18 protein-coding genes are annotated in these 19,328 nt (G+C 62.6%); 8 read left to right on the plus strand and 10 right to left on the minus strand.

Annotation, left to right across the window (positions count from 1 at the left end; all coding sequences use genetic code 11):
* The first annotated feature begins 1 nt into the window (after position 1).
* Entirely contained in the window at positions 2 to 538 is a 537-nt protein-coding gene (locus tag ACSBPU_RS10270) for a YaeQ family protein (RefSeq protein WP_442597830.1), read from the plus strand.
* An 84-nt stretch (positions 539 to 622) separates the two neighbouring features.
* Here ACSBPU_RS10270 and ACSBPU_RS10275 read toward each other — a convergent pair whose 3' ends face one another.
* On the minus strand, positions 623 to 1,216 hold the full coding sequence (locus ACSBPU_RS10275) for a chorismate--pyruvate lyase family protein (protein ID WP_442597832.1): 594 nt from the start codon (positions 1,214 to 1,216) through the stop codon (positions 623 to 625).
* A 36-nt stretch (positions 1,217 to 1,252) separates the two neighbouring features.
* Here ACSBPU_RS10275 and ACSBPU_RS10280 point away from each other — a divergent pair, with 36 nt between their 5' ends.
* A complete protein-coding gene (locus tag ACSBPU_RS10280) occupies positions 1,253 to 1,987 on the plus strand; it encodes a pseudouridine synthase (protein WP_442597834.1) in 735 nt (244 codons plus the stop codon).
* A gap of 57 nt (positions 1,988 to 2,044) precedes the next feature.
* Here the strand turns inward: ACSBPU_RS10280 and ACSBPU_RS10285 are convergent, their stop codons facing one another.
* Positions 2,045 to 2,899 (minus strand): 23S rRNA (adenine(2030)-N(6))-methyltransferase RlmJ, encoded by an 855-nt coding sequence (locus tag ACSBPU_RS10285; protein ID WP_442597836.1) that lies wholly within the window; start codon positions 2,897 to 2,899, stop codon positions 2,045 to 2,047.
* Between the two features lie 40 nt (positions 2,900 to 2,939).
* Positions 2,940 to 3,704 carry a glycerophosphodiester phosphodiesterase gene (gene ugpQ / locus ACSBPU_RS10290; RefSeq protein ID WP_442597838.1) on the minus strand — a complete coding sequence of 255 codons (765 nt, stop codon included), beginning with the start codon at positions 3,702 to 3,704 and terminating at the stop codon, positions 2,940 to 2,942.
* A gap of 221 nt (positions 3,705 to 3,925) precedes the next feature.
* Here ugpQ and ACSBPU_RS10295 point away from each other — a divergent pair, with 221 nt between their 5' ends.
* Entirely contained in the window at positions 3,926 to 5,887 is a 1,962-nt protein-coding gene (locus tag ACSBPU_RS10295) for a SurA N-terminal domain-containing protein (protein WP_442597840.1), read from the plus strand.
* A gap of 200 nt (positions 5,888 to 6,087) precedes the next feature.
* Here the strand turns inward: ACSBPU_RS10295 and ACSBPU_RS10300 are convergent, their stop codons facing one another.
* A complete protein-coding gene (locus ACSBPU_RS10300; RefSeq protein WP_442597842.1) occupies positions 6,088 to 6,732 on the minus strand; it encodes an arylesterase in 645 nt (214 codons plus the stop codon).
* Here ACSBPU_RS10300 and ACSBPU_RS10305 point away from each other — a divergent pair.
* On the plus strand, positions 6,731 to 7,453 hold the full coding sequence (locus tag ACSBPU_RS10305; protein ID WP_442597844.1) for an ABC transporter ATP-binding protein: 723 nt from the start codon (positions 6,731 to 6,733) through the stop codon (positions 7,451 to 7,453). The genes ACSBPU_RS10300 and ACSBPU_RS10305 overlap by 2 nt on opposite strands.
* 2 nt (positions 7,454 to 7,455) lie before the next feature.
* On the opposite strand, the gene ACSBPU_RS10310 is transcribed toward ACSBPU_RS10305, so the two are convergent.
* The 3 genes from ACSBPU_RS10310 to ACSBPU_RS10320 are packed head-to-tail and all read right to left on the minus strand — an operon-like array spanning position 7,456 to position 10,233.
* The gene (locus ACSBPU_RS10310; protein WP_442597846.1) at positions 7,456 to 8,757 is read right to left on the minus strand and encodes a TRAP transporter large permease; all 1,302 of its coding nucleotides are present in this window, start codon (positions 8,755 to 8,757) and stop codon (positions 7,456 to 7,458) included.
* Positions 8,750 to 9,253 (minus strand): TRAP transporter small permease, encoded by a 504-nt coding sequence (locus ACSBPU_RS10315; RefSeq protein WP_442597848.1) that lies wholly within the window; start codon positions 9,251 to 9,253, stop codon positions 8,750 to 8,752. The genes ACSBPU_RS10310 and ACSBPU_RS10315 overlap by 8 nt, the downstream gene beginning before the upstream one ends.
* Positions 9,254 to 9,255: 2 nt before the next feature.
* Positions 9,256 to 10,233 (minus strand): TRAP transporter substrate-binding protein, encoded by a 978-nt coding sequence (locus tag ACSBPU_RS10320; protein WP_442597850.1) that lies wholly within the window; start codon positions 10,231 to 10,233, stop codon positions 9,256 to 9,258.
* 181 nt (positions 10,234 to 10,414) lie between these two features.
* On the opposite strand from ACSBPU_RS10320, the gene ACSBPU_RS10325 reads away from it, so the two are divergent.
* The 4 genes from ACSBPU_RS10325 to ACSBPU_RS10340 all read left to right on the plus strand — a co-directional run bounded on the left by ACSBPU_RS10325 (position 10,415) and on the right by ACSBPU_RS10340 (position 16,139).
* Positions 10,415 to 14,068 (plus strand): hydantoinase B/oxoprolinase family protein, encoded by a 3,654-nt coding sequence (locus ACSBPU_RS10325; protein WP_442597852.1) that lies wholly within the window; start codon positions 10,415 to 10,417, stop codon positions 14,066 to 14,068.
* A 191-nt stretch (positions 14,069 to 14,259) separates the two neighbouring features.
* On the plus strand, positions 14,260 to 15,072 hold the full coding sequence (locus ACSBPU_RS10330) for a peptidoglycan DD-metalloendopeptidase family protein (protein WP_442597854.1): 813 nt from the start codon (positions 14,260 to 14,262) through the stop codon (positions 15,070 to 15,072).
* 42 nt (positions 15,073 to 15,114) lie between these two features.
* On the plus strand, positions 15,115 to 15,792 hold the full coding sequence (locus ACSBPU_RS10335; protein ID WP_442597856.1) for an AzlC family ABC transporter permease: 678 nt from the start codon (positions 15,115 to 15,117) through the stop codon (positions 15,790 to 15,792).
* A gap of 2 nt (positions 15,793 to 15,794) precedes the next feature.
* Positions 15,795 to 16,139, plus strand: a complete 345-nt coding sequence (locus ACSBPU_RS10340; protein ID WP_442597858.1) for an AzlD domain-containing protein — start codon at positions 15,795 to 15,797, stop codon at positions 16,137 to 16,139.
* Positions 16,140 to 16,145: 6 nt separating this feature from the next.
* Here ACSBPU_RS10340 and ACSBPU_RS10345 read toward each other — a convergent pair whose 3' ends face one another.
* Genes ACSBPU_RS10345 through gmk form a run of 3 tightly spaced genes read right to left on the minus strand, consistent with a single transcriptional unit; the run spans position 16,146 to position 19,305 of the window.
* Positions 16,146 to 18,416: a RelA/SpoT family protein gene (locus ACSBPU_RS10345; protein WP_442597860.1), complete on the minus strand. Its 2,271-nt coding sequence runs from the start codon at positions 18,414 to 18,416 to the stop codon at positions 16,146 to 16,148.
* Positions 18,417 to 18,432: 16 nt separating this feature from the next.
* Entirely contained in the window at positions 18,433 to 18,636 is a 204-nt protein-coding gene (rpoZ, locus tag ACSBPU_RS10350) for a DNA-directed RNA polymerase subunit omega (RefSeq protein WP_442597862.1), read from the minus strand.
* Positions 18,637 to 18,669: 33 nt separating this feature from the next.
* Complete coding sequence (gene gmk / locus ACSBPU_RS10355; protein WP_442597864.1) at positions 18,670 to 19,305, minus strand: guanylate kinase; 636 nt, start codon at positions 19,303 to 19,305, stop codon at positions 18,670 to 18,672.
* Positions 19,306 to 19,328: the final 23 nt, after the last annotated feature.

The following is a 19,328-nucleotide window of genomic DNA, read 5'->3' on the forward strand; positions in this document are numbered from 1 at the left end:
CATGGCTCTGCGCGCAACGATATTCAAGCTCGAGCTGCATGTGGCCGACATGCGGCGCGGCTACTACGGCAGCCACACGCTGACGCTGGCTCGCCATCCCTCCGAAACCGACGAGCGCATGATGCTCAGGGTGCTTGCATTCGCGCTTCATGCGGACGAGAACCTGGCCTTCACGCGCGGCTTGAGCACTACCGAAGAACCCGCAATCTGGCAGAAGGACCTGACGGGCGACATCCACGCCTGGATAGATCTCGGGCATCCCGACGAGCGCCGCCTGCTGCAGGCGGCGGGCAAGTCGCGGCGCGTGGTGGTGTTCTGCTATGGCGGGCATGCCAGCAAAGTATGGTGGCAAGGGGTTCAGGGCGCGGCCGACCGCATGCGCGACCTGGCCGTGTACTCCGTCGACCCGGCCAGCGCCCAGGCATTGGCCCGGCTCGCGCAGCGCAGCATGAATCTCCACGCCACCATAGACGAAGGCTCGATCCTGCTGTCGTCGGGCGAAGACAGCGTGAGCGTGGAGTTGGAAACCTGGCGGTAGGGGTCAGACCCCGTATGGGGTCTGCCCCCTCGGTCGGATCAAATGGGGTCAGACCCCATGCGGGGTCTGACCCCAGATTGAGGCCTAAGGGGTCAGACCCCGTACGGGGTCTGACCCCTCAGCTCCAGCCAGAGACCAGAACTCAGGAAGAAAGCATTCCGCGACGAGCAAAGGCTGCCCGTGCCGCCAGAAGGCGGAGCAGCGCGCGACGAGGCGTTGCGGTGCCGGGCACTGCGGGCCGAGTATGCGCTGGCCGGTCTTGTAAAGAGGATTGTGCAGACCCGGCTGGCATGCCAGGAAGGGCGAGCGCGTGATTTCAGAGCTGTGGTACAGCATGTCGGCCAAAGGGCGGGTGCGCAGGCGGCGCATGCCTTGCCAGAGGCCATGAGAGGCGGCGAGCGGCGTGAAGCTGCGGGCGTAGACGCTGTCCACGCCGTCGATGGACATGATGATCTCGCGCACCCAGATCGGGCTTCGCGGCTTGAGGCCCAGCATCCATGCTTCGGACGGCAGCAGGCCGTCGGGGTGCTCGGCCGTGACCCGAAGCTGTACGTGGCCGATGCGGCGCAGGCCCGCGGTCAATGCGCCGGGGCGGAAAAGCCAGTGTTTTTGCAAGCGGCTGAACGACGGCGCGGGCCGTGCCAGCCAATCGGTATGGTGAGGCGGATGTAATTCCATAAACGGTATTATCGCCAAAGTCATAAAATGCTGTTTATGGAAAAAATACGAATTTCAAAATTGATGGCCGAACAAGGCCTGTGTTCGCGACGCGAAGCAGACGCTTACATAGAGCGCGGCTGGGTACGCGTCGATGGCGTGGTGGTGTCCGAACTGGGCAGCAAGGCGTGGCCGAATCAAAAGATCACGCTCGATAAGCAGGCGCGGGCGCGGCAGACCGCGCGGGTCACCATTCTGCTGAACAAGCCTGTCGGCTATGTTTCCGGCCAGGCCGAACAGGGATACCGGCCGGCGGTGTCCCTGATCACCGCCGCCAATCAGTATCGCGCCGGCAAGTCGGTCACGCGCTTTGACCCGGCCCACTTGCGCGGCCTCGCTCCCGCCGGCAGGCTGGACATCGATTCGCAGGGGCTGCTGGTGTTGACCCAGGATGGGCGTATCGCGCGCCAGTTGATCAGCGACGACTCCGACATCGAAAAAGAATACCTGGTACGAGTCACCGGCAAGATCGCAGGCAATGGGCTGGCTATGCTGAATCACGGCCTTTCCCTCGATGGGCAGCCGTTGCGGCCGGCCGAAGTCAGCTGGCAGAACGAGGACCAGCTGCGATTCATCCTGCAAGAGGGCAAGAAGCGCCAGATTCGGCGCATGTGTGAACAGGTCGGCCTCAAGGTGGTGGGCCTGAAGCGTGTGCGGATGGGGCGTATCGTCCTGGGCGACCTGCCCCCCGGGCAATGGCGCTATTTGAAGGAAGGCGAACGCTTCCTGTAATGCCGGTGCTACTTTATGGCGGGGGTCAGACCCCGTATGGGGTCTGACCCCTTAAAGTCAGTTGCCCTGTTGCTTGAGCGCGAAGGTGGCGCGGTCATCCAGCTTGAGCTTCTCGCTGAGCCAGGGTAGGGCCCTGGTCAATTCGGCATGCAGCGTCCAGGGCGGATTCAGAACGAACATGCCGCTGCCGTGCAGCCCAAAGCCGTCGCGCGCCGGCTTGCGCACGGTCAGCGAGGCATTCAGCCAGGGCGTCTTCAGGCGCTCCAGCGAGCGCAGCATTTCTTGCACTTCCCGGCGCTGGACCAGCGGATACCAGACGATGAAGCAGCCGGTGGCGAATCGTTTCAGTCCGTCGTCGATGGACTGCAGCGTTTTTCGGTAATCTTTCTTGTCTTCATAAGAAGGGTCGATGATGACGACTCCGCGCCGGGGTGTCGGTGGCAATTGGCTCTTCAGGCCTTCAAAGCCGTCCGCCTCGTAGATGGTGGTTTGCCGCAAGGCGCCGCGCCCCTGGGATTGCAGATTGCGCCTGAGGACCTCGGCCTCGGATGGATGCATTTCGAACAGGCGCAGGCGGTCCTGCGGCCGCAGGGCGCGCAGCGCCAGCCAGGGCGAGCCGGGGTAGAAGTTGGCAATGCCGTCGGGGTTGAAATGCTCGACTTCTTCAAGATAGCGTTCGATCAGCGGCGGCATAAGGTCCGCACCCAGCAAGCGGTCCAGGCCGTCGGCGAATTCGCCGTTCTTGAGCGCCCATTCGCTACGAAGGTCGTATAGCCCCGCGCCGGCGTGGGTGTCGATGACCCAGTAGGCCGCATCCTTGCGATTGTAGTGGTCCAGAATGTGCACGAAGACGGCGTGCTTCAGGACGTCGGCGTGGTTGCCTGCGTGAAAGGCATGTCGGTAGCTGAACAAAAGAATTCCCTAAATAAAAACCAGTAACACGGCGAGGCGATCAAAGCGATGCGGCCCACTCGGGGTTGAGGGTGGCGACTTCGTCGGTGACGATGGCATCGCAGCCCCAGTCGATAAGTTCTTTGGCGCGTGCGATGTCGTTGACGGTCCAGATTGCGAGCGTTAGGCCGGCCGCCTTGATCTGTTCGACCAGGGCTTTTCCAGTGTACTTGTGGTTCAGGTTCAAGCCCAGGCATTGCAGCCGTTTGACACGTTCCCGCCAGTCTTGCGGGACTTCCTTTTCGATCAGCAGCGCGCGAGGCAGCTCGGGCGCTGCTTCGAGTGCCGCCTGCAAGGCCGTTTCGGAAAACGAGGAAAGCAGTGGAGGGAGCGTGGCGCCAGCCCAGAGTTCGCGCGCCAGCAGCGCGACCTGCCTGCCGGTTTCCGCTTCCAGGCCGGGATGCGGCTTGATCTCGATATTGCTGTGTATGCCATTGGCCAGCGTGTAGGCGGCAATGGCGTGCAGTGTCGGTATGGGTTCGCCCGCATAGGCCACCGAGTGCCATAGGCCGAAATCCAGCCTGGAAAGCTCGGCCAGCGTTTTATCTGCCGCCGGCCCTTGCCCGTTGGAGCAGCGATTGACGGTGTCGTCGTGCAGCAGGACGGCGACACCGTCCCGGCTGAGCTTGACGTCGTACTCCATCATGCGAAAGCCGTACGACGCGCCCAGACGAACGGAGGCCAGCGTATTTTCCGGGGCGAAGCGGCCGGCGCCGCGATGGGCGATCAGTTTGGGGTAGGGCCAGGAAGAATGCGTATGGGGCATGGCTTGTCGAATCGGATATAGGGGGCGCAGCGTCCTGCGAAGGGTTGTCCCGTATTTTATAGCGTGACCTGAAGACACTGAAAAATCAGGCAAGTGTGGTGGTAAACTCCATGAAATTTCGTGTTCTACTCGCGTTCTTTGTAATCTTGGCGATTCTTATCGCCTTTTTTGATTCAACCGTCGCGCAGTTCCGTCCGGGGCTGCGTGTCAGTGAGTGATTAATGTTCGATTTCATTCGTACGCATCAGCGTTTGATGCAATTGATTCTGCTGGTACTGATTCTGCCGTCCTTTGTCCTGATCGGCGTCAGCGGCTACACCAATTATGTGTCCGGCGATCAAGATCTCGTAAAGGTGGGCGATTCAGCCGTGACCTTGCAGGATTTCGACCAGGCACGCCGCAATCAGTTGCAGCAATTGCAGCAGAACAGCCAAGGTGGATTCGATCCATCCGTGCTCGACAACCGCGAAGCGCGCAGCGCCTTGCTGGAATCGTTGGTCGACCGTCGTCTGCTGGTCAATACCGCAACCAAAGAGCGCTTCAGCGTATCCGATGCCGTCTTGCGCCAGACCATTTCCTCCATGCCGCAGTTGCAGGAAAACGGCCAGTTCTCTCCAGCGCGCTATAACCAAGTGCTGGCATCGGTCGGCTTGACCACCCGCGACTTCGAACAGGGTCAGCGCGCCGAACTCTCTCTGGACCGCGTGCTCGGCCCGGTCGCCTTGACCGCCAACGTCCCGCCGTCCGTGGTCGGGCTCGTCGGAAAATCCCTGACCGAAGAGCGCAGTGTCAGGCTCCTGGCCTTTCCGGCCGAAGACTATGTAAAGGACGTCGCAGTCAGCGAAGACGATATCAAGTCGTGGTATGAGCAGAACAAGCAGACGCTCGAATTGCCGGAGCAGGTCCAAGCCCAGTATGTGCTGCTGAACGAAGCGGCGGCCATGGCGAATCTGCCTGCGGTCGGCGAAGAAGACCTGCGGCGGTATTACGATCAGAACAAGACGCGCTATGTGCAGCCGCCTCGGGTGGACGTCAGCCACATCCAGATCAGCGTCGCGGCCACCGCGTCTGACGACGAACGGAAGAAGGCGCTTGCCAAGGCCGAAGAAATCGCGGCGAAGGCAAAGGCCGAACCCGCATCCTTTGCCGAGCTTGCCAAGGCCGAGTCGCAGGACGCCGGTACGGCCAAGGACGGCGGGCGGCTTGGCTGGATCACGAAGGGGTCATGGCCCGCCAACCTCGATCAGATCATTTTCTCGCTGGGCAAGGGCGACGTCTCCGACGTGGTCGACGGGCCTGGCGGTTTCCATGTTTTCCATGCCAACGAGGTCCAGGCCGAGCAGGGCGAGTCCTTCGACGAGGCCCGCGCCAAGGTGGAATCCGAAGTGCGGCGTCAGCTCGGGGCCGATCGGTTCGCGGAAATGGCCAGCAAGCTCACCAGCCTGGTGTATGACAACCCGGCCAGCCTGCAGCCCGCCGCCGATGAGCTCGGCTTGAAGATCAAGTCCGCGGCCGGCATCGCGCGCGACCGCTTGCTGCCTTCGGACCAGGTCCCGGCCGACGCGGCATCCGCCAGCGAGGATGCGGCCATACTCGACGACGTGCGCGTGCGCCGTGCGCTGTTCTCGCCACAAGCACTGGCCGAAAAACAAAACTCGGGCGTGATCGAGATCTCGCCCGATACCATGGTCGCGGTCCGGGTCGAGAAGCTCATTCCCGCGCATGTGCCAGAGCTGGCCCAGGTCTCGGATCATATCCGCGAGCTATTGGTGCAGGAACGCGCGCTGGCGGCAAGCCAGAAAGCCGGCGAGGAAGCCTTGGCCGGCTTCCAGAAGGAATCCGCGTCCGACGCGCCCGAAAAATTCGGCTCGGTCCTGGCCATCAGCCGCATGAACCCTCAAGGCCTGACCAAGTCCATTACCGACGCGGCGCTGGCCATCGACAGCGAAAAGCTGCCGCAGTATCTGGGCGTGAACGTGCCTCAAGGCTATGTGGTGCTGCGTGTTGAAGGCGGCAAGGCCGGCGAGCTCGACGAGTCCATGCAGGCGACCTTGTCCTCGCAATTGGCCCAGGCCTGGGGCAAGGCGGAAGAACAAGCCGTGCTGCGCGAGATGAAAGTGCAGGCCAAGGTGACCATGCTGCCCGAAGCCGAAGAGGCCTTGGCGGGAGAGCGGACGGAGTAATTCGAAGGGGTCGTTTGAGGGGTCAGACCCCGAACGGGGTCTGACCCCAAAGTCATGTTTCGAAGGGGACAGACTCCGAATGGGGTCTGTCCCCACAGGCAGGTTTTGAAGGGGTCAGACCCCGCATGGGGTCTGACCCCACGGCTGTGTTTTGAAAGGGGTCAGAACCCATTCGGGGGTCTGACCCCGGCCCACGGGACTCATTGCTTCAGCATGGGTCCCAGTTTTTTCCAGACGTTCTCGGCCAGCGTGGCTTGCGCCGCCTCATTGGGATGTATGCCGTCGGCCTGGAAAAGCTCCATGTTCGTCGCCATGCCTTCAAGCAGGAAGGGAACGAGTTCCACGCCGTGCTGCTCGGACAGTTCGGCAAAAAGCCGCTGGAACTGTTCCGTATATGCGCGTCCGTAATTGGGGGGAATCTGCATGCCAACCAGCAGAACTTCCGCGTTCCGGTCCTTGGCCTGTTCTATCATTTTGCCCAGGTTGTCGCGAGTGGCGCTCAGCGACAGGCCTCGCAGCGCATCGTTGCTGCCCAGCTCGATGACGACGATGCGCGGCTGATGGGTGGATAGCGCCGCGGGTAGGCGCGACAGGCCGCCGCTCGTGGTGTCGCCGCTGATGCTGCTGTTGAGTATCTGGTATTCTGGCGCCTCGGCCACAAGCCGGTCGGCGATCAGCTTCACCCATCCGGTATCGCGCCGCAAGCCGTATTCGGCCGATAAACTATCGCCTATGACCAGTATGGCATTTTGCCCTCCGGCTTGAGGGGGTGCCGCCTGGGCGTTTGCCGCCACGACCTGAGAACAGCACAGCGCCATCGCTGCCAAATATCCGCGTATCCACATGAGTCAGCCATATTCCATTGAAGTCAGACAGTTGAGCCAGAGAGTCTCGGACTCTACCGGCTATCTGGATATTTTAGACAATGTCAGTTTCACGGTGGCCGACGGCGACGCGTTGGCCATCACAGGCAGCTCGGGGTCGGGGAAGTCCACGCTGCTCGGGCTGATGGCGGGCCTGGATGTCCCCAGTTCGGGCCAGGTGCTGCTGCTTGGACACGACCTGTTCGCCTGCGACGAAGAGCAGCGTGCCGCACTGCGCGCTGCCCACGTCGGATTCGTGTTCCAGTCCTTCCAGCTACTGCCCAATCTGACGGCGCTGGAAAACGTGATGCTGCCGCTCGAGCTGGCGGGCCTGCCCGCGAAAGACGAGGCGACCGCCATGCTGGAGCGCGTAGGCTTGAAGGACCGTCTGCATCATTATCCGCGCACGCTGTCGGGCGGCGAGCAGCAGCGCGTATCGCTGGCCCGGGCCTTCGTGGTCAGGCCGCGCCTGCTGTTCGCCGACGAACCCACCGGCAGCCTGGACACGCAGAACGGCGAGAAAGTCATCGACCTGATGTTCGCGCTGCATCGGGAACAGAACACCACGCTCATCCTCGTTACGCACGACCCGCAGCTTGCGGCGCGTTGCACGCACGAGATCAGGCTGGTGGGTGGGAGAGTGGGGGCGTTGGGGTCAGACCCCGTACGGGGTCTGACCCTTCGAACCGCGGCCGAGGTCTGACCCTAAGGCGCCATCTGCGCAGGCATCCAGGTGGCGATTTCCGGTATCGCGTAAATGACCAGCACCCCCAGTATCATCAGCAGGAACATGGGGAACGATACGCGTGACAAGTAGGGCAGTTCCTTCTTGGTCATGCCCGAGAGCACGAACAGGTTGAAGCCTACGGGCGGAGTGATCTGGGCCATTTCTATGGTGAACACCAGAAAGATGCCGAACCACAGCAGATCGATTCCGGCCGCGTTGACGGTGGGCAGCAGTACGCCCATGGTGAGCACTACGATCGAGATGCCGTCGAGGAAGCAACCCAGGATGATGAAGAACACCATCAGCGCGATGATGAGCCCGAACTGCGACAGGCCCAGCGAGGCGATCCACTCGGCCAATGCGCGGGGCAGGCCTATATAGCCCATCGACAGCGTCAGGAACTGCGCGCCGGCCAGGATGAGCGCGATCATGCAGTAGAGCCGCGTTGCGCCCATCAGGGATTCCTTGAATACCTCCCAGCTCAGCGAGCCCTGGGCCGCCGACACGATCAGCGCACCGACCACGCCCACGGCAGCTGCTTCCGTCGCGGTGGCAAAGCCCGTGTAGATGGTGCCCAGGACCACGGCGATCAGCAAGACGACCGGGATCAAATGCCGGGATTGATACAGCTTTTGCCCGAAGCTCATGCGCTCGTCGGCATGCGGGATGCGGTCGGGATGCAGCAGCGACCAAATGGCGATGTATCCCATGAATAAAAGGGCCAAAAGCGCGCCTGGCAGGATACCGGCGATGAACAGCTTGGAGATCGAGACGTCGGCGGCGACGCCATAGACGATCATGATGATGGAGGGCGGGATCAGCAGCCCCAGCGTACCGGCGCCGACCAGCGTTCCGATGATCTGGTCTTGCGGATAGCCGCGGCGGGTGAGTTCCGGTATGGTCATCTTCCCGATGGTCGCGCAGGTGGCGGCCGACGAGCCCGACACGGCGGCGAATATGGCGCAGCCCACGACGTTGGTATGAAGCAGGCGGCCGGGAATGCGGTCCAGCCAGGGTGCGAGGCCTTTGAACAGGTCTTGCGACAGGCGCGACCGGAACAGGATCTCTCCCATCCATAGGAAGAGTGGCAGGGCGGTGAGCGTCCAGCTGGATGCCGCCCCCCAGATGGTGATCGCCATGGCATCGCCCGCCGGCCGGCTGGAGAACAGTTCCATGCCCAGCCAGGCAGTGCCGGCCAAGGTCAGGCCGACCCAGACTCCGCAGGCCAGGAAACCGAAGATGGAGACGACGAGCAGCGTGATGACCAGTGCTTCATTCATAATGGGTTTCTTCGCTCTGGGATTCGAGCTTGCCCTGGAAGCGTCTCAGGGTTTCGTCGAGGACGGCGACAAAGAAAATGACGGTGCCCACCGCCATGGTCAGTTGGGGAATCCAGAGCGGCGTTGCGTCGTCGCCGGTGGAGATGTCGTTGTAGGCGTAGGAATCAAGCACCAGCTTGATGCTGAACCAGCACAGGTTGCCGGCAATGACGCAGGCCACCAGCAGTGCGAAGATATCGAGCCGCAGGTTGCCTTTGGCCGGCAGGGCCGACAGTACGAGCGTGACGCGGATGTGTTCGCCGCTTTTGAATGTATGGGCCAGCGCCAGAAAGCCCGCGGCGGCCATCGAGTAACCGGCGTAGGCGTCCAGCCCGCCGATGTGTATGCCCAATTGCCGGGTGGCGATGGACAGGATCACGGCGACCAGCACGCCTACGGTGAAGACGGCCGCAAGGCCGCCCGCCACCCGGTACAGCGCATCGAGGAAGGCCCGCATTCTTATTTGGCGGCCCGGTAGGTGTCGATGACTTTCTGGCCGTCAGGCCCCGCCCGCTTGATCCATTCGGCAAGCATGGTCTCGCCCACCTTGTCCAGTCCCTTCATGAGCTCGTCGCTGGGCTTGATGATGGACATGCCGTTCTTGGCCAACTGGTCCAGATACCATTGGGTCTTTTCCTGCGACAGCGCCCAGCCGGCTTTTTCCGCTTTCTCGCCGGCCTGCAGCAAGGCTTTCTGGCTCTTTTCGCTGAGCTGGTCGAACGCCTTCTTGTTCATGATGACGGCGTTCTTGGGCAGCCAGGCCTGAGTGTCGTAGAATTTTTTGATGTACTCGTAGGTCTTGGTGTCCCAGCCGGTAGAGCCCGAGGTCATGAATGCTTCGACGACCCCGGTGGCCATGGCCTGCGACAATTCCGACTGCTGGATGGTCACGGGCTGGGCGCCGACCAATTCGGCGATGCGGGCAGTGACGGGGCTGTAGGCGCGCCATTTCACGCCTTTCAGGTCGTCGACCTTGTTGATCTCCTTGTTGGCGAAGATGCCTTGCGGCGGCCAGGCCACCGAATACAGCAGCGTCATGCCTTGCGACGCAAGCTTCTTGTTCAGGAGTTCTTTCTGCGCCTGATAGAGCTTCCACGCCGCTTCGTAGCCCGTGGCCAGGAAGGGCAGGCCGTCGAGGGCGTAGATGGGGTCCTCGTTGGCGAAGTTGGTCAGCAGGATTTCGCCGATCTGCGCCTGGTTGCCCTGTACCGCGCGCTTGATCTCGGGCGCCTTGTACAGCGAGGCATTGTTGTGCAGCGTAATGTCGAGTTCCCCGCCAGAAAGCTCCTTGACGTCCTTGACGAATTGCTCCAGCGTCTGGGTATGGAGGTTCGATGCGGGATAGGCGCTGGGCAGGTCCCATTTGGTGGCGGCCTGAACGTTGAGGGCAAATGCCGCAGCGCCGGTAGCTGTCAGCAAGGCAAACATTTTTTTCATTGAAATATCCTTTGGTTGACAATACGCACGGGAACTCAGTGGTCGACCGATTGTAGTGTGCGAAGTCGCGCCTGCTTTGTCGGTGTGATCAATTTAGGGGTTATTCCTAGGGCATGTACGACCTGCGGCGTTCTTGCGGGTTCTATGATTGCGCAAGCTGTTACCAAAGGAGTGGACGAGCATGAAATGGCAGTTCTGGATCGATCGCGGCGGCACTTTTACGGACATCGTGGCGTACAGTCCCGAAGGGGACATCCTGAGCTGCAAGATGCTTTCCGACAATCCGGAGCAGTATCGCGACGCGGCCGTCGCCGGCATCCGCCGGATACTCGGCGTCGCGCCTGGGGAACGCATACCGGCGGAACGCATCGACAGCGTCAAGATGGGAACGACGGTCGCAACCAATGCGCTGCTGGAACGCAAGGGCGAGCCGACCGTATTCGTCACGACCCGCGGATTTCGCGATGCGCTGCGCATCGCCTACCAGAACCGGCCGCGGCTCTTCGATCGCCACATCGTCTTGCCGGAGCAGCTGTACGCCGGCGTCATCGAGGCCGATGGGCGGCTGGATGCGGAAGGCAAGGAACGGCAGGCGCTGGATCTCGACGCCCTGCGCGACGCTCTGAGGCAAGCTCATGCCCAAGGGTTGCGGGCGGCAGCCATCGTATTCATGCACGCATGGATCAATCCGGCGCACGAGGCAATGGCGGCTAAGCTTGCACGCGAGATCGGCTTCACGCAAGTGTCCGCCTCGCACGAAGTCAGTCCGTTGATCAAGTTCGTGTCGCGGGGCGACACGACGGTCGTGGACGCCTACCTGTCGCCCATATTGCGTCGCTATGTCGGCCAGGTGGCCGCGGAGCTGCCGGGCGTCCCGCTGCTGTTCATGCAATCCAGCGGCGGCCTGGCGCACGCCGATCGCTTTCGCGGCAAGGACGCGATCCTCTCGGGGCCGGCCGGCGGCATCGTCGGCATGGCGCGAAGCAGCCAGCGCGCGGGTTTCGACAAAGTCATCGGCTTCGACATGGGCGGAACGTCCACCGACGTTTCCCATTTCGCCGGAGAGTTCGAGCGGGAGTTCGAGACCCAGGTCGCCGGCGTGCGCATGCGCGCGCCCATGATGCGCATTCATACCGTGGCCGCCGGTGGAGGCTCCATTCTGCATTTCGATGGCGCGCGCCTGCGCGTGGGGCCGGACTCGGCGGGCGCGAATCCCGGACCCGCCTGCTATCGCCGAGGCGGCCCGCTGGCCGTCACGGATTGCAACGTCATGCTGGGCAAGATCCAGCCGGACTTCTTTCCCCGTGTATTCGGGCCGCAGGCCGACCAGCCGCTGGACGTCGACGCCGTGCGCCGTCAGTTCAGCGCCCTGGCGGATACCGTGACCCGCCAGACGGGCACGGTGATGTCGGCCGAGTCCTTGGCGGAGGGCTTCCTGTCCATCGCGGTCGGCAACATGGCCGAGGCAATAAAACGGATTTCCGTGCAGCAAGGGCACGATGTCACTCGCTACGCGTTGACCGTCTTTGGCGGTGCGGGCGGCCAGCATGCCTGCATGGTGGCCGACGCGCTGGGCATGACCCGCATCTTCTCGCATCCGTTGGCGGGCGTGTTGTCGGCCTATGGCATGGGACTGGCCGACCAGATCGAGATACGCCAGCAAACGGTGGAGAAACCGCTCGATGCCGGACTGCTCCCCGAGCTGGACGACCTGGTGGCCGCATTGTGGACGCAGGCGGCGGAAGGACTGGGGGAACGGCATGGCGGGGAAAGCGTCTTGCGAAAGGCGGCAAGGCTGCACTTGAAATACGAAGGGACGGACACGGCGCTGGAGGTCGATCTGGGCACCGACTTGCCGTCCATGCAGGCCGCGTTCGAACAGACTTATCGCCAGCGGTATTCCTTCCTGATGCCCGAGAAGCGCCTGGTCGTGGAAGCAATTTCCGTCGAGGCCAGCCTGGCGGCACCTGATGTTGCGGAACGACCGGCCCCGTCTGCCTTGCGCGCGGGCCTGCCCCAGCCAGGCGCGCGGCGCCCCATGTATTGCGCAGGGCAGTGGCATGAAACGCCCGTGTACGAGCGCGCCGCGCTGCAGGCCGGCGATGTCCTGGACGGGCCCGCCATCATCGCCGAGCCCAACCAGACGCTGGTGATCGAACCGGGCTGGCGGGCGCGGCTCGACGAGCGCGACCACTGGCTGCTGGAGCGTGTCGAACCACTTGGGGCGCGGAGCGATGTGGGGTCGGAAGTCAACCCCATCATGCTGGAAGTCTTCAACAATCTCTTCATGTCGATTGCCGAGCAGATGGGCGTGCGGCTGCAGAACACGTCATACTCGGTCAACATCAAGGAGCGCCTGGATTTCTCCTGCGCGGTGTTCGATGCCCAAGGCAATCTCATCGCCAATGCGCCGCACATGCCGGTGCATCTGGGCTCGATGAGTGAGTCCATCAAGACCGTCATACGGGAAAATGCCGGCGCGATGCAGCCCGGCGATGCCTATGTGGTCAACGATCCCTACCACGGCGGCACCCACCTGCCGGACGTTACCGTGATCACGCCGGTATTCGATGCCGCGGGCAAATCCATATTGTTCTTCGTCGGTTCGCGTGGCCATCATGCCGACATCGGCGGCCTGACGCCGGGCTCGATGCCGCCCAATTCCCGCCGCGTGGACGAAGAGGGCGTGCTCTTCACGAACTTCCAGTTGGTCAGGCGAGGAGTGTTCCGGGAAGCCGAGGCCAGGGCCATACTGGGATCGGGTCCATGGCCTGCGCGCAATCCGGAGCAGAACCTGGCCGATATGCGCGCCCAGATCGCCGCCAACGAGAAGGGCGTGCAGGAGCTTTTGGCCATGTGCGAAGCGTTCGGACTGGACGTGGTCCAGGCCTATATGCAGCACGTGCAGGACAATGCCGAAGAATCCGTGCGCAAGGTGATCACACAACTGGCGGATGGCCGCTACGATTATCCGCTGGACAATGGCGCCCGGATAAAGGTGGCGATCACGGTGCATAAGCAGACGCGCAGCGCCACCATCGATTTCACCGGCACGTCGGCGCAGCTGGACAACAACTTCAATGCGCCGGCGTCGATCGCGGTGGCTGCGGTGCTGTACGTGTTCCGCACGCTGGTCGAGGACGACATACCGCTCAATGCAGGCTGTCTCAAGCCGCTGGACATCATCGTGCCGCCCGCGTCCATGCTCAATCCGGACCCGCCGGCGGCGGTGGTCGCCGGCAATGTCGAAACCTCGATGTGCATCGTCAATGCGCTGTATGGCGCCTTGGGGGTGCTGGCGGCCAGCCAGGGCACCATGAACAACTTCACCTTCGGCAACGCGCGCTACCAGTACTACGAAACCATATCCGGCGGAACGGGCGCGGGGCCGGAACGCATCGGCCGGCCTTTCGAGCAAGCGGGAGGCTTTCCGGGTACGTCGGTCGTGCAGGCACACATGACCAATTCCCGGCTCACCGATCCCGAAGTCCTGGAACTGCGTTTTCCGGTACTGCTGGAGTCTTATGAGATCCGGACCGGCTCCGGAGGAAAAGGCCGTTGGCCCGGTGGCGACGGCGGCGTGCGCCGCATCAGGTTCCTCGAACCCATGACGGCGGCCATTCTGTCGAACAACCGCCGGCATGCTCCCTTCGGGCTGGCCGGGGGAATGCCCGGCGAAGTCGGCCGGAACCATGTCGAGCGAGCCGGCGGCGCCAGGGTGGAGCTCGGCCCGCAGGACAGCATCGAGCTCGAAGCCGGCGACGTTTTCGTGATCGAGACGCCGGGCGGCGGAGGATATGGGACGCCGAGGGGTCAGACCCCGGATGGGGTCTGACCCCAACTTCTGCTTTATGGGGTCGGACCCCGTACGGGGTCCGAGCCCTCGGCCCTCTCCAGGAACGGGGTCAGACCCCATGCGGGGTCTGCCCCCCTTCGGCTCGGCTCCGAGTACGTTATCATTCCCCGCTGTGGAACAAAAGTGTGTCAGGCATGAGGCGATTCGGCTTAATTATTCTCGCAATCAGCATGTGTTTGCTTCCCCTGGCCACGCAGGCCCAGGGCTATATCGAACGCGTGCTTCATCGTCCGGTGCCCGGCGGGGTGGCGATCGTGGGGCTCGGGTCGGGCGCTGCGCCGCCCAAGGCCTATTTCAAGGGCGATGAGGTCATGGTGCTGCGCGAGGGCGCGGGGCAGTGGATTGCCGTCGTGGGACTGGATCTGAAGACGCCGAAAGGCAGCACGCAGCGCATCGTCGTGGATGGCGAGCAGGGACGGCGCGAGATTCCCTTCCAGGTGGGAAGCAAAGCCTACGCTTCCCAGCACATCAAGCTCAAGAACAAAAGCCACGTGAATCCGGATCCGGAACAGACGCGGAGGTTCGAGCGCGAATACAAAGAGCAAATGGCGGCGTACGCCAGTTTCCGCAATACGGGTCCGAGCAACATCATCCTGGACAAACCGGTCGACGGCCGCCTGTCCAGCCCCTTCGGCCTGCGACGATTCTTCAACGGGGAAGAGCGGAATTCCCATTCCGGGCTGGACTTTGCCGTGCCGACGGGCACGCCGGTGAGGGCGCCCGCGGATGGCGTCGTCACCATCGTCGCCGACTATTTTTTCAACGGAAAAACGGTATTCCTTGATCACGGGCAGGGCTTCATCACGATGTATTGCCACTTGTCCGAGTTCCAGGTCGCTCCGGGCCAAGCGATCAAGCGCGGGCAGATCATCGGCAATGTAGGCGCAACCGGGCGCGCGACGGGACCGCATCTGCACTGGAATGTCAGCCTCAACAATGCCCGCGTCGATCCAGCCATTTTCATCAATGCCTTCAAGCCTTGAAGCGGCTCTGCCGGCCTTGCGCCCGGAAGGCGCCGTGTCCTTATGAGTTCTGCTTTTTTTCGAGGCCTGGCCGCCAGCCTGTCGATCGTGGTGGGCTATGTGCCGGTCGCCATCTCCTTCGGCCTGGCGGCGATTTATGCCGGGTTCTCCGCGCCTCTGGCGGTACTGGTTTCGGTATTGGTCTATGCCGGCGCAAGCCAGTTCATCCTGCTGACCCTGGTGGCGGGCGGCGGTACGGCGGCCAGCGTCGTCGGCATCGTATTCCTCATGAATCTGCGCCACCTGTTCTACGGGCCCGCGCTGGCCAGCCGCCTGGGAAAACCCCGCCGCCTGCCCTTGCTGGCTTTGGCTTGGGGGCTGACGGATGAAGTATTCGCGACCGCGGTCAGCAGGCTGGAGCGGCAAACGGAAAAAGACCGCGAGGCCTGGTATATGGGCCTGCAACTGGGCGCCTACTCGTCCTGGGTGGGCGGAACGGCGGTCGGAGCCTTTTTTGGCCAGGACTGGATCAAGGATTCCGAGATCCTGATGCAGACATTGGGATTCGTGCTGCCCGCGTTGTTTTTCGCATTGCTGCTGGAGATCATGCCCTTGGTCAGCCGTGGCGTGTTGTGGGCGGCCGGTGCGGTTGCTGTGCTGGCCTTGCTGGTGCTGCCCGCATACGGCGCCATCATCGCGGGCATGCTGGCGGGCGCGCTCTATGCATCGAGGAGGTCCTGAGAATGTTGAGCGGCAACGAGCTTGTCTGGGTGATTGCCTTGAGTGGCGCCGCAACCCTGTTGATACGATGGCTGCCCATGGTATGGCAAGCCCGCAATGCGGGGCGGCGCGAGCCCAACCAGCGCCTGCGCCGCTGCCTGGATGCCATCGGGCCGTCCGCCATCGTCGCGCTGCTCGCCGCTTCGTTCTGGGGCATGGTGGCGCCTCAACCGTCCGTGAAGGCGGTGCTGCCCATACTGTGCGGATTGGCCGGGGTTGCGCTGGGAAGGAAGGTGCTCAAGACCATCGCCTGGGCGACATTGAGCGGGGTGCTGGCGTACGGCCTGACCGTATGGGCCTTGGCCTAGGGCCGGCTAGCCTTTGATGCGCACGATCTTCTGCACCTGCGGCACGTGCCGGATTGCGCGGATGACTTGAGCCAGATGCTTGCGGCTGTCGACCTGGATGGTCAGGTGCAGCAGCGAGCTTGCCGATGCGTCGTCCTGCATGGTCAGGTGCATGATGTTCGAATCGGCTTCCGTGATCTCGGCCGCGATGCGCCCCAGCACGCCGCGCTCGTTCAGCACCGTGATGTCCAGCCGGGTGGACAGATGGCGCGCGGTATTGATGTCCCAGGCGACCGGAATCCAGCGCTCGGGCTCGCGTGCGCGCTGGCGCTGCGCGACCGCGCATTCTTCCATGTGCACCACCAGGCCGTGGCCCAGGCGGATGCCGCCGATGATGGCGTCGCCGGGCAGCGGGCCGCAGCAAGGAGCCAGCTGGACCGCCTGGCCCTCGTTGCCATGAATGAGTATGGGGGTATTGGCGGTTGAGGTGATTTCATCGACCGCGGCGGCGGTGGTGGCGACCAGGTTGTTTTCGGGCGCGAAGCGCCGGGCAACCACGGCAGCCAGGCGCTTGCCGAGCCCGATGTCCGCCAGGATTTCATCGCGTGAACTGGCGCCGGAGCCTTTGGCGAGCTTCTCCCATTCGGGGTCGTCATCCGCAGGGTGGGGCAGGCGCAATTCGTCGAAGGCCTGATTGAGCAGGCGCTGGCCGAAGGCAACGGACTCTTCGTACTTGACCGTACGCAGGTAGTGGCGGATTTCCGAACGCGCCCGCCCGGTGCGCACATAGTTTAGCCATTGCGCGCTGGGCCGGGAGGCGGGCGACGTGACGATTTCGACGGCGTCACCGCTTTTCAGTTCGGTGCGCAGCGGCGCGAATTCGCCATTGATCTTGGCGGCGACCGCCTGGTTGCCGATGTCGGTATGGATGGTGTAGGCGAAATCGACCGGCGTCGCTCCGCGCGGCAGGGACAGTATCTTGCCCTGCGGCGTGAACACATAGACGGCATCGGGGAACAGGTCGACCTTGACGTGTTCCAGGAATTCGCCGGAATCGCCGGTCTGGCTCTGGATGTCGAGCAAGGACTGCAGCCATTGATGGGTGCGTTTCTGGAGGTCGTTGAGCGTGACGTCGTCGTCCTTGTACAGCCAGTGCGAGGCGACGCCTTCTTCAGCGATATGGTCCATGTCGCGCGTGCGGAACTGGAACTCGACCGGTGTGCCGTATGGACCCACCAGCGTGGTGTGCAGCGACTGGTAGCCATTGAGCTTGGGAATGGCGATGTAGTCCTTGAACTTCCCGGGCACGGGGCGGTACAGCTGGTGCAGCGTGCCGAGCGCCAGATAGCATTCGGGCAGCGTGTGCACGATGACCCGGAAGCCGTAGATGTCGAGGACATCGGAAAATGACTTCTTTTGCTCGGTCATTTTCGTGTAGATGCTATACAGCGATTTTTCCCGTCCGCTGACTTCGGCCTCGATGCCGGCGGCGGGCAGCGCGACCCGCACGGCGTCCGAAATCTTGCTGAGCACTTCGCGACGATTGCCGCGCGCGGCCATGAGCGCTTTATGCAGGACTTCGTATCGGTTCGGATAGATCGCCTTGAAACAGAGGTCCTGCAACTCGCGGAACAGCGCGTTGAGCCCGAGCCGATGCGCGATCGGCGTGTAGATCTCCAGCGTTTCGCGTGCAATGCGCCGCCGCTTTTCGGGGCTGACCGCGCCCAGCGTGCGCATGTTGTGCAAGCGATCGGCCAACTTGATCAGAATAACGCGGACGTCGCGGGCCATGGCCAGCAGCATCTTGCGGAAGCTTTCCGCCTGTTGTTCCGCCTTGGTCGCGAACTCGAGGCGGTCCAGCTTGGACAGGCCGTCGACGATTTCCGAGACATCGGCGCCGAATTTCTCGGCGAGCTCCTGCTTGGTGACTCCCTGGTCTTCGATGACGTCATGCAGCAGGGCGGCCATCAGCGAATCGGCGTCGAGCTTCCAGCCGGCGCAGATCTCTGTAACGGTGATCGGATGAGAAATATAGGGCTCGCCGCTGGCGCGGAATTGCCCGAGATGGGCCTGATCGGCAAAGCGATAGGCTTCTTTGATGCGTTCGACGTCTTTGGGATCGAGATAGCGGCTGACGATCTGTGTCAGCGGCGCCAGCGACGCAATGGTGTTCGGACTGGCTTCGATCGCGGCAGCGGGACTGGCGTTCTTGGATGGCTTGCGCCGGCGCAGGCGAGGACCCTTCTTGAGTACCGCCAAGAGCCCGGAGGATGCACCGCGAAGACTGGAGAACGCCATTGCTGCCCCGGCGAGATCAGGTTGGCACTTTGCGCAGCATTTCCAGGCCGGTCACACCGGCGGCGATTTCACGCAGGGCGGTGACGGTCGGCTTGTCTTTGGTTTCCAGCCTGGGCTCATGACCTTGCGCCAGTTCCCGGGCGCGATAGGTGGCGGCCAGAGTGAGATTGAACCGGTTGGGGATTTTGTCCAGACAGTCTTCGACAGTGATGCGGGCCATTTTTTACCTATGAATCCGAGAAGTTAGGGAATTTCAAGCAACAGTCTTGCTGATGCCGAGTTGAGAAAAGAGGTCGGCATTGCGCGCAGCCTGGGTGCCGTAGCGCAAGCGGGTTGCCGCAACGATTTGCCCCAGCTGCAGGAGCGCAGTGCTAAAGTCTTGATTAATAATAACATATTGACACTCTGACGCATGCGACATCTCGCTTCCGGCGGCCAGCAGCCGGCGTGCAATGACGGTGGGCGCATCCTGCCCGCGCTTGGTCAGGCGCGTTTCCAGCGCTTCGATCGAGGGCGGCAGTATGAATACGCCGATGGCTTCGGGATGATGCCGGCGCACTTGGCGTGCGCCTTGCCAGTCTATTTCCAGAAGCACGTCTTTGCCTTCGCTCATGGCTTGTTCCACGCGGTCGCGCGGCGTGCCATAGAAATTGCCATGCACTTCGGCCCATTCGAGCAGGGCGTCGTCATCGCGCAGCGTCTGGAATGCTTCGTGGGTCACGAACCGATAGTGCTTGTCGTGTTCCTCGCCGGGCCGGGGCGTGCGCGTCGTGCACGAAATGGAGAGAACCAACGATGGATCCTGCGCCAGCAGGGCGTTCACCAGGCTGGATTTTCCCGCGCCGCTGGGTGCGACGATCATGAATATATTGCCAGAATAAGACGACATAGGGCTGATTGATCACTACAAGA

Source organism: Parapusillimonas sp. JC17, assembly GCF_052180245.1.
GTDB lineage: Bacteria > Pseudomonadota > Gammaproteobacteria > Burkholderiales > Burkholderiaceae_B > Parapusillimonas.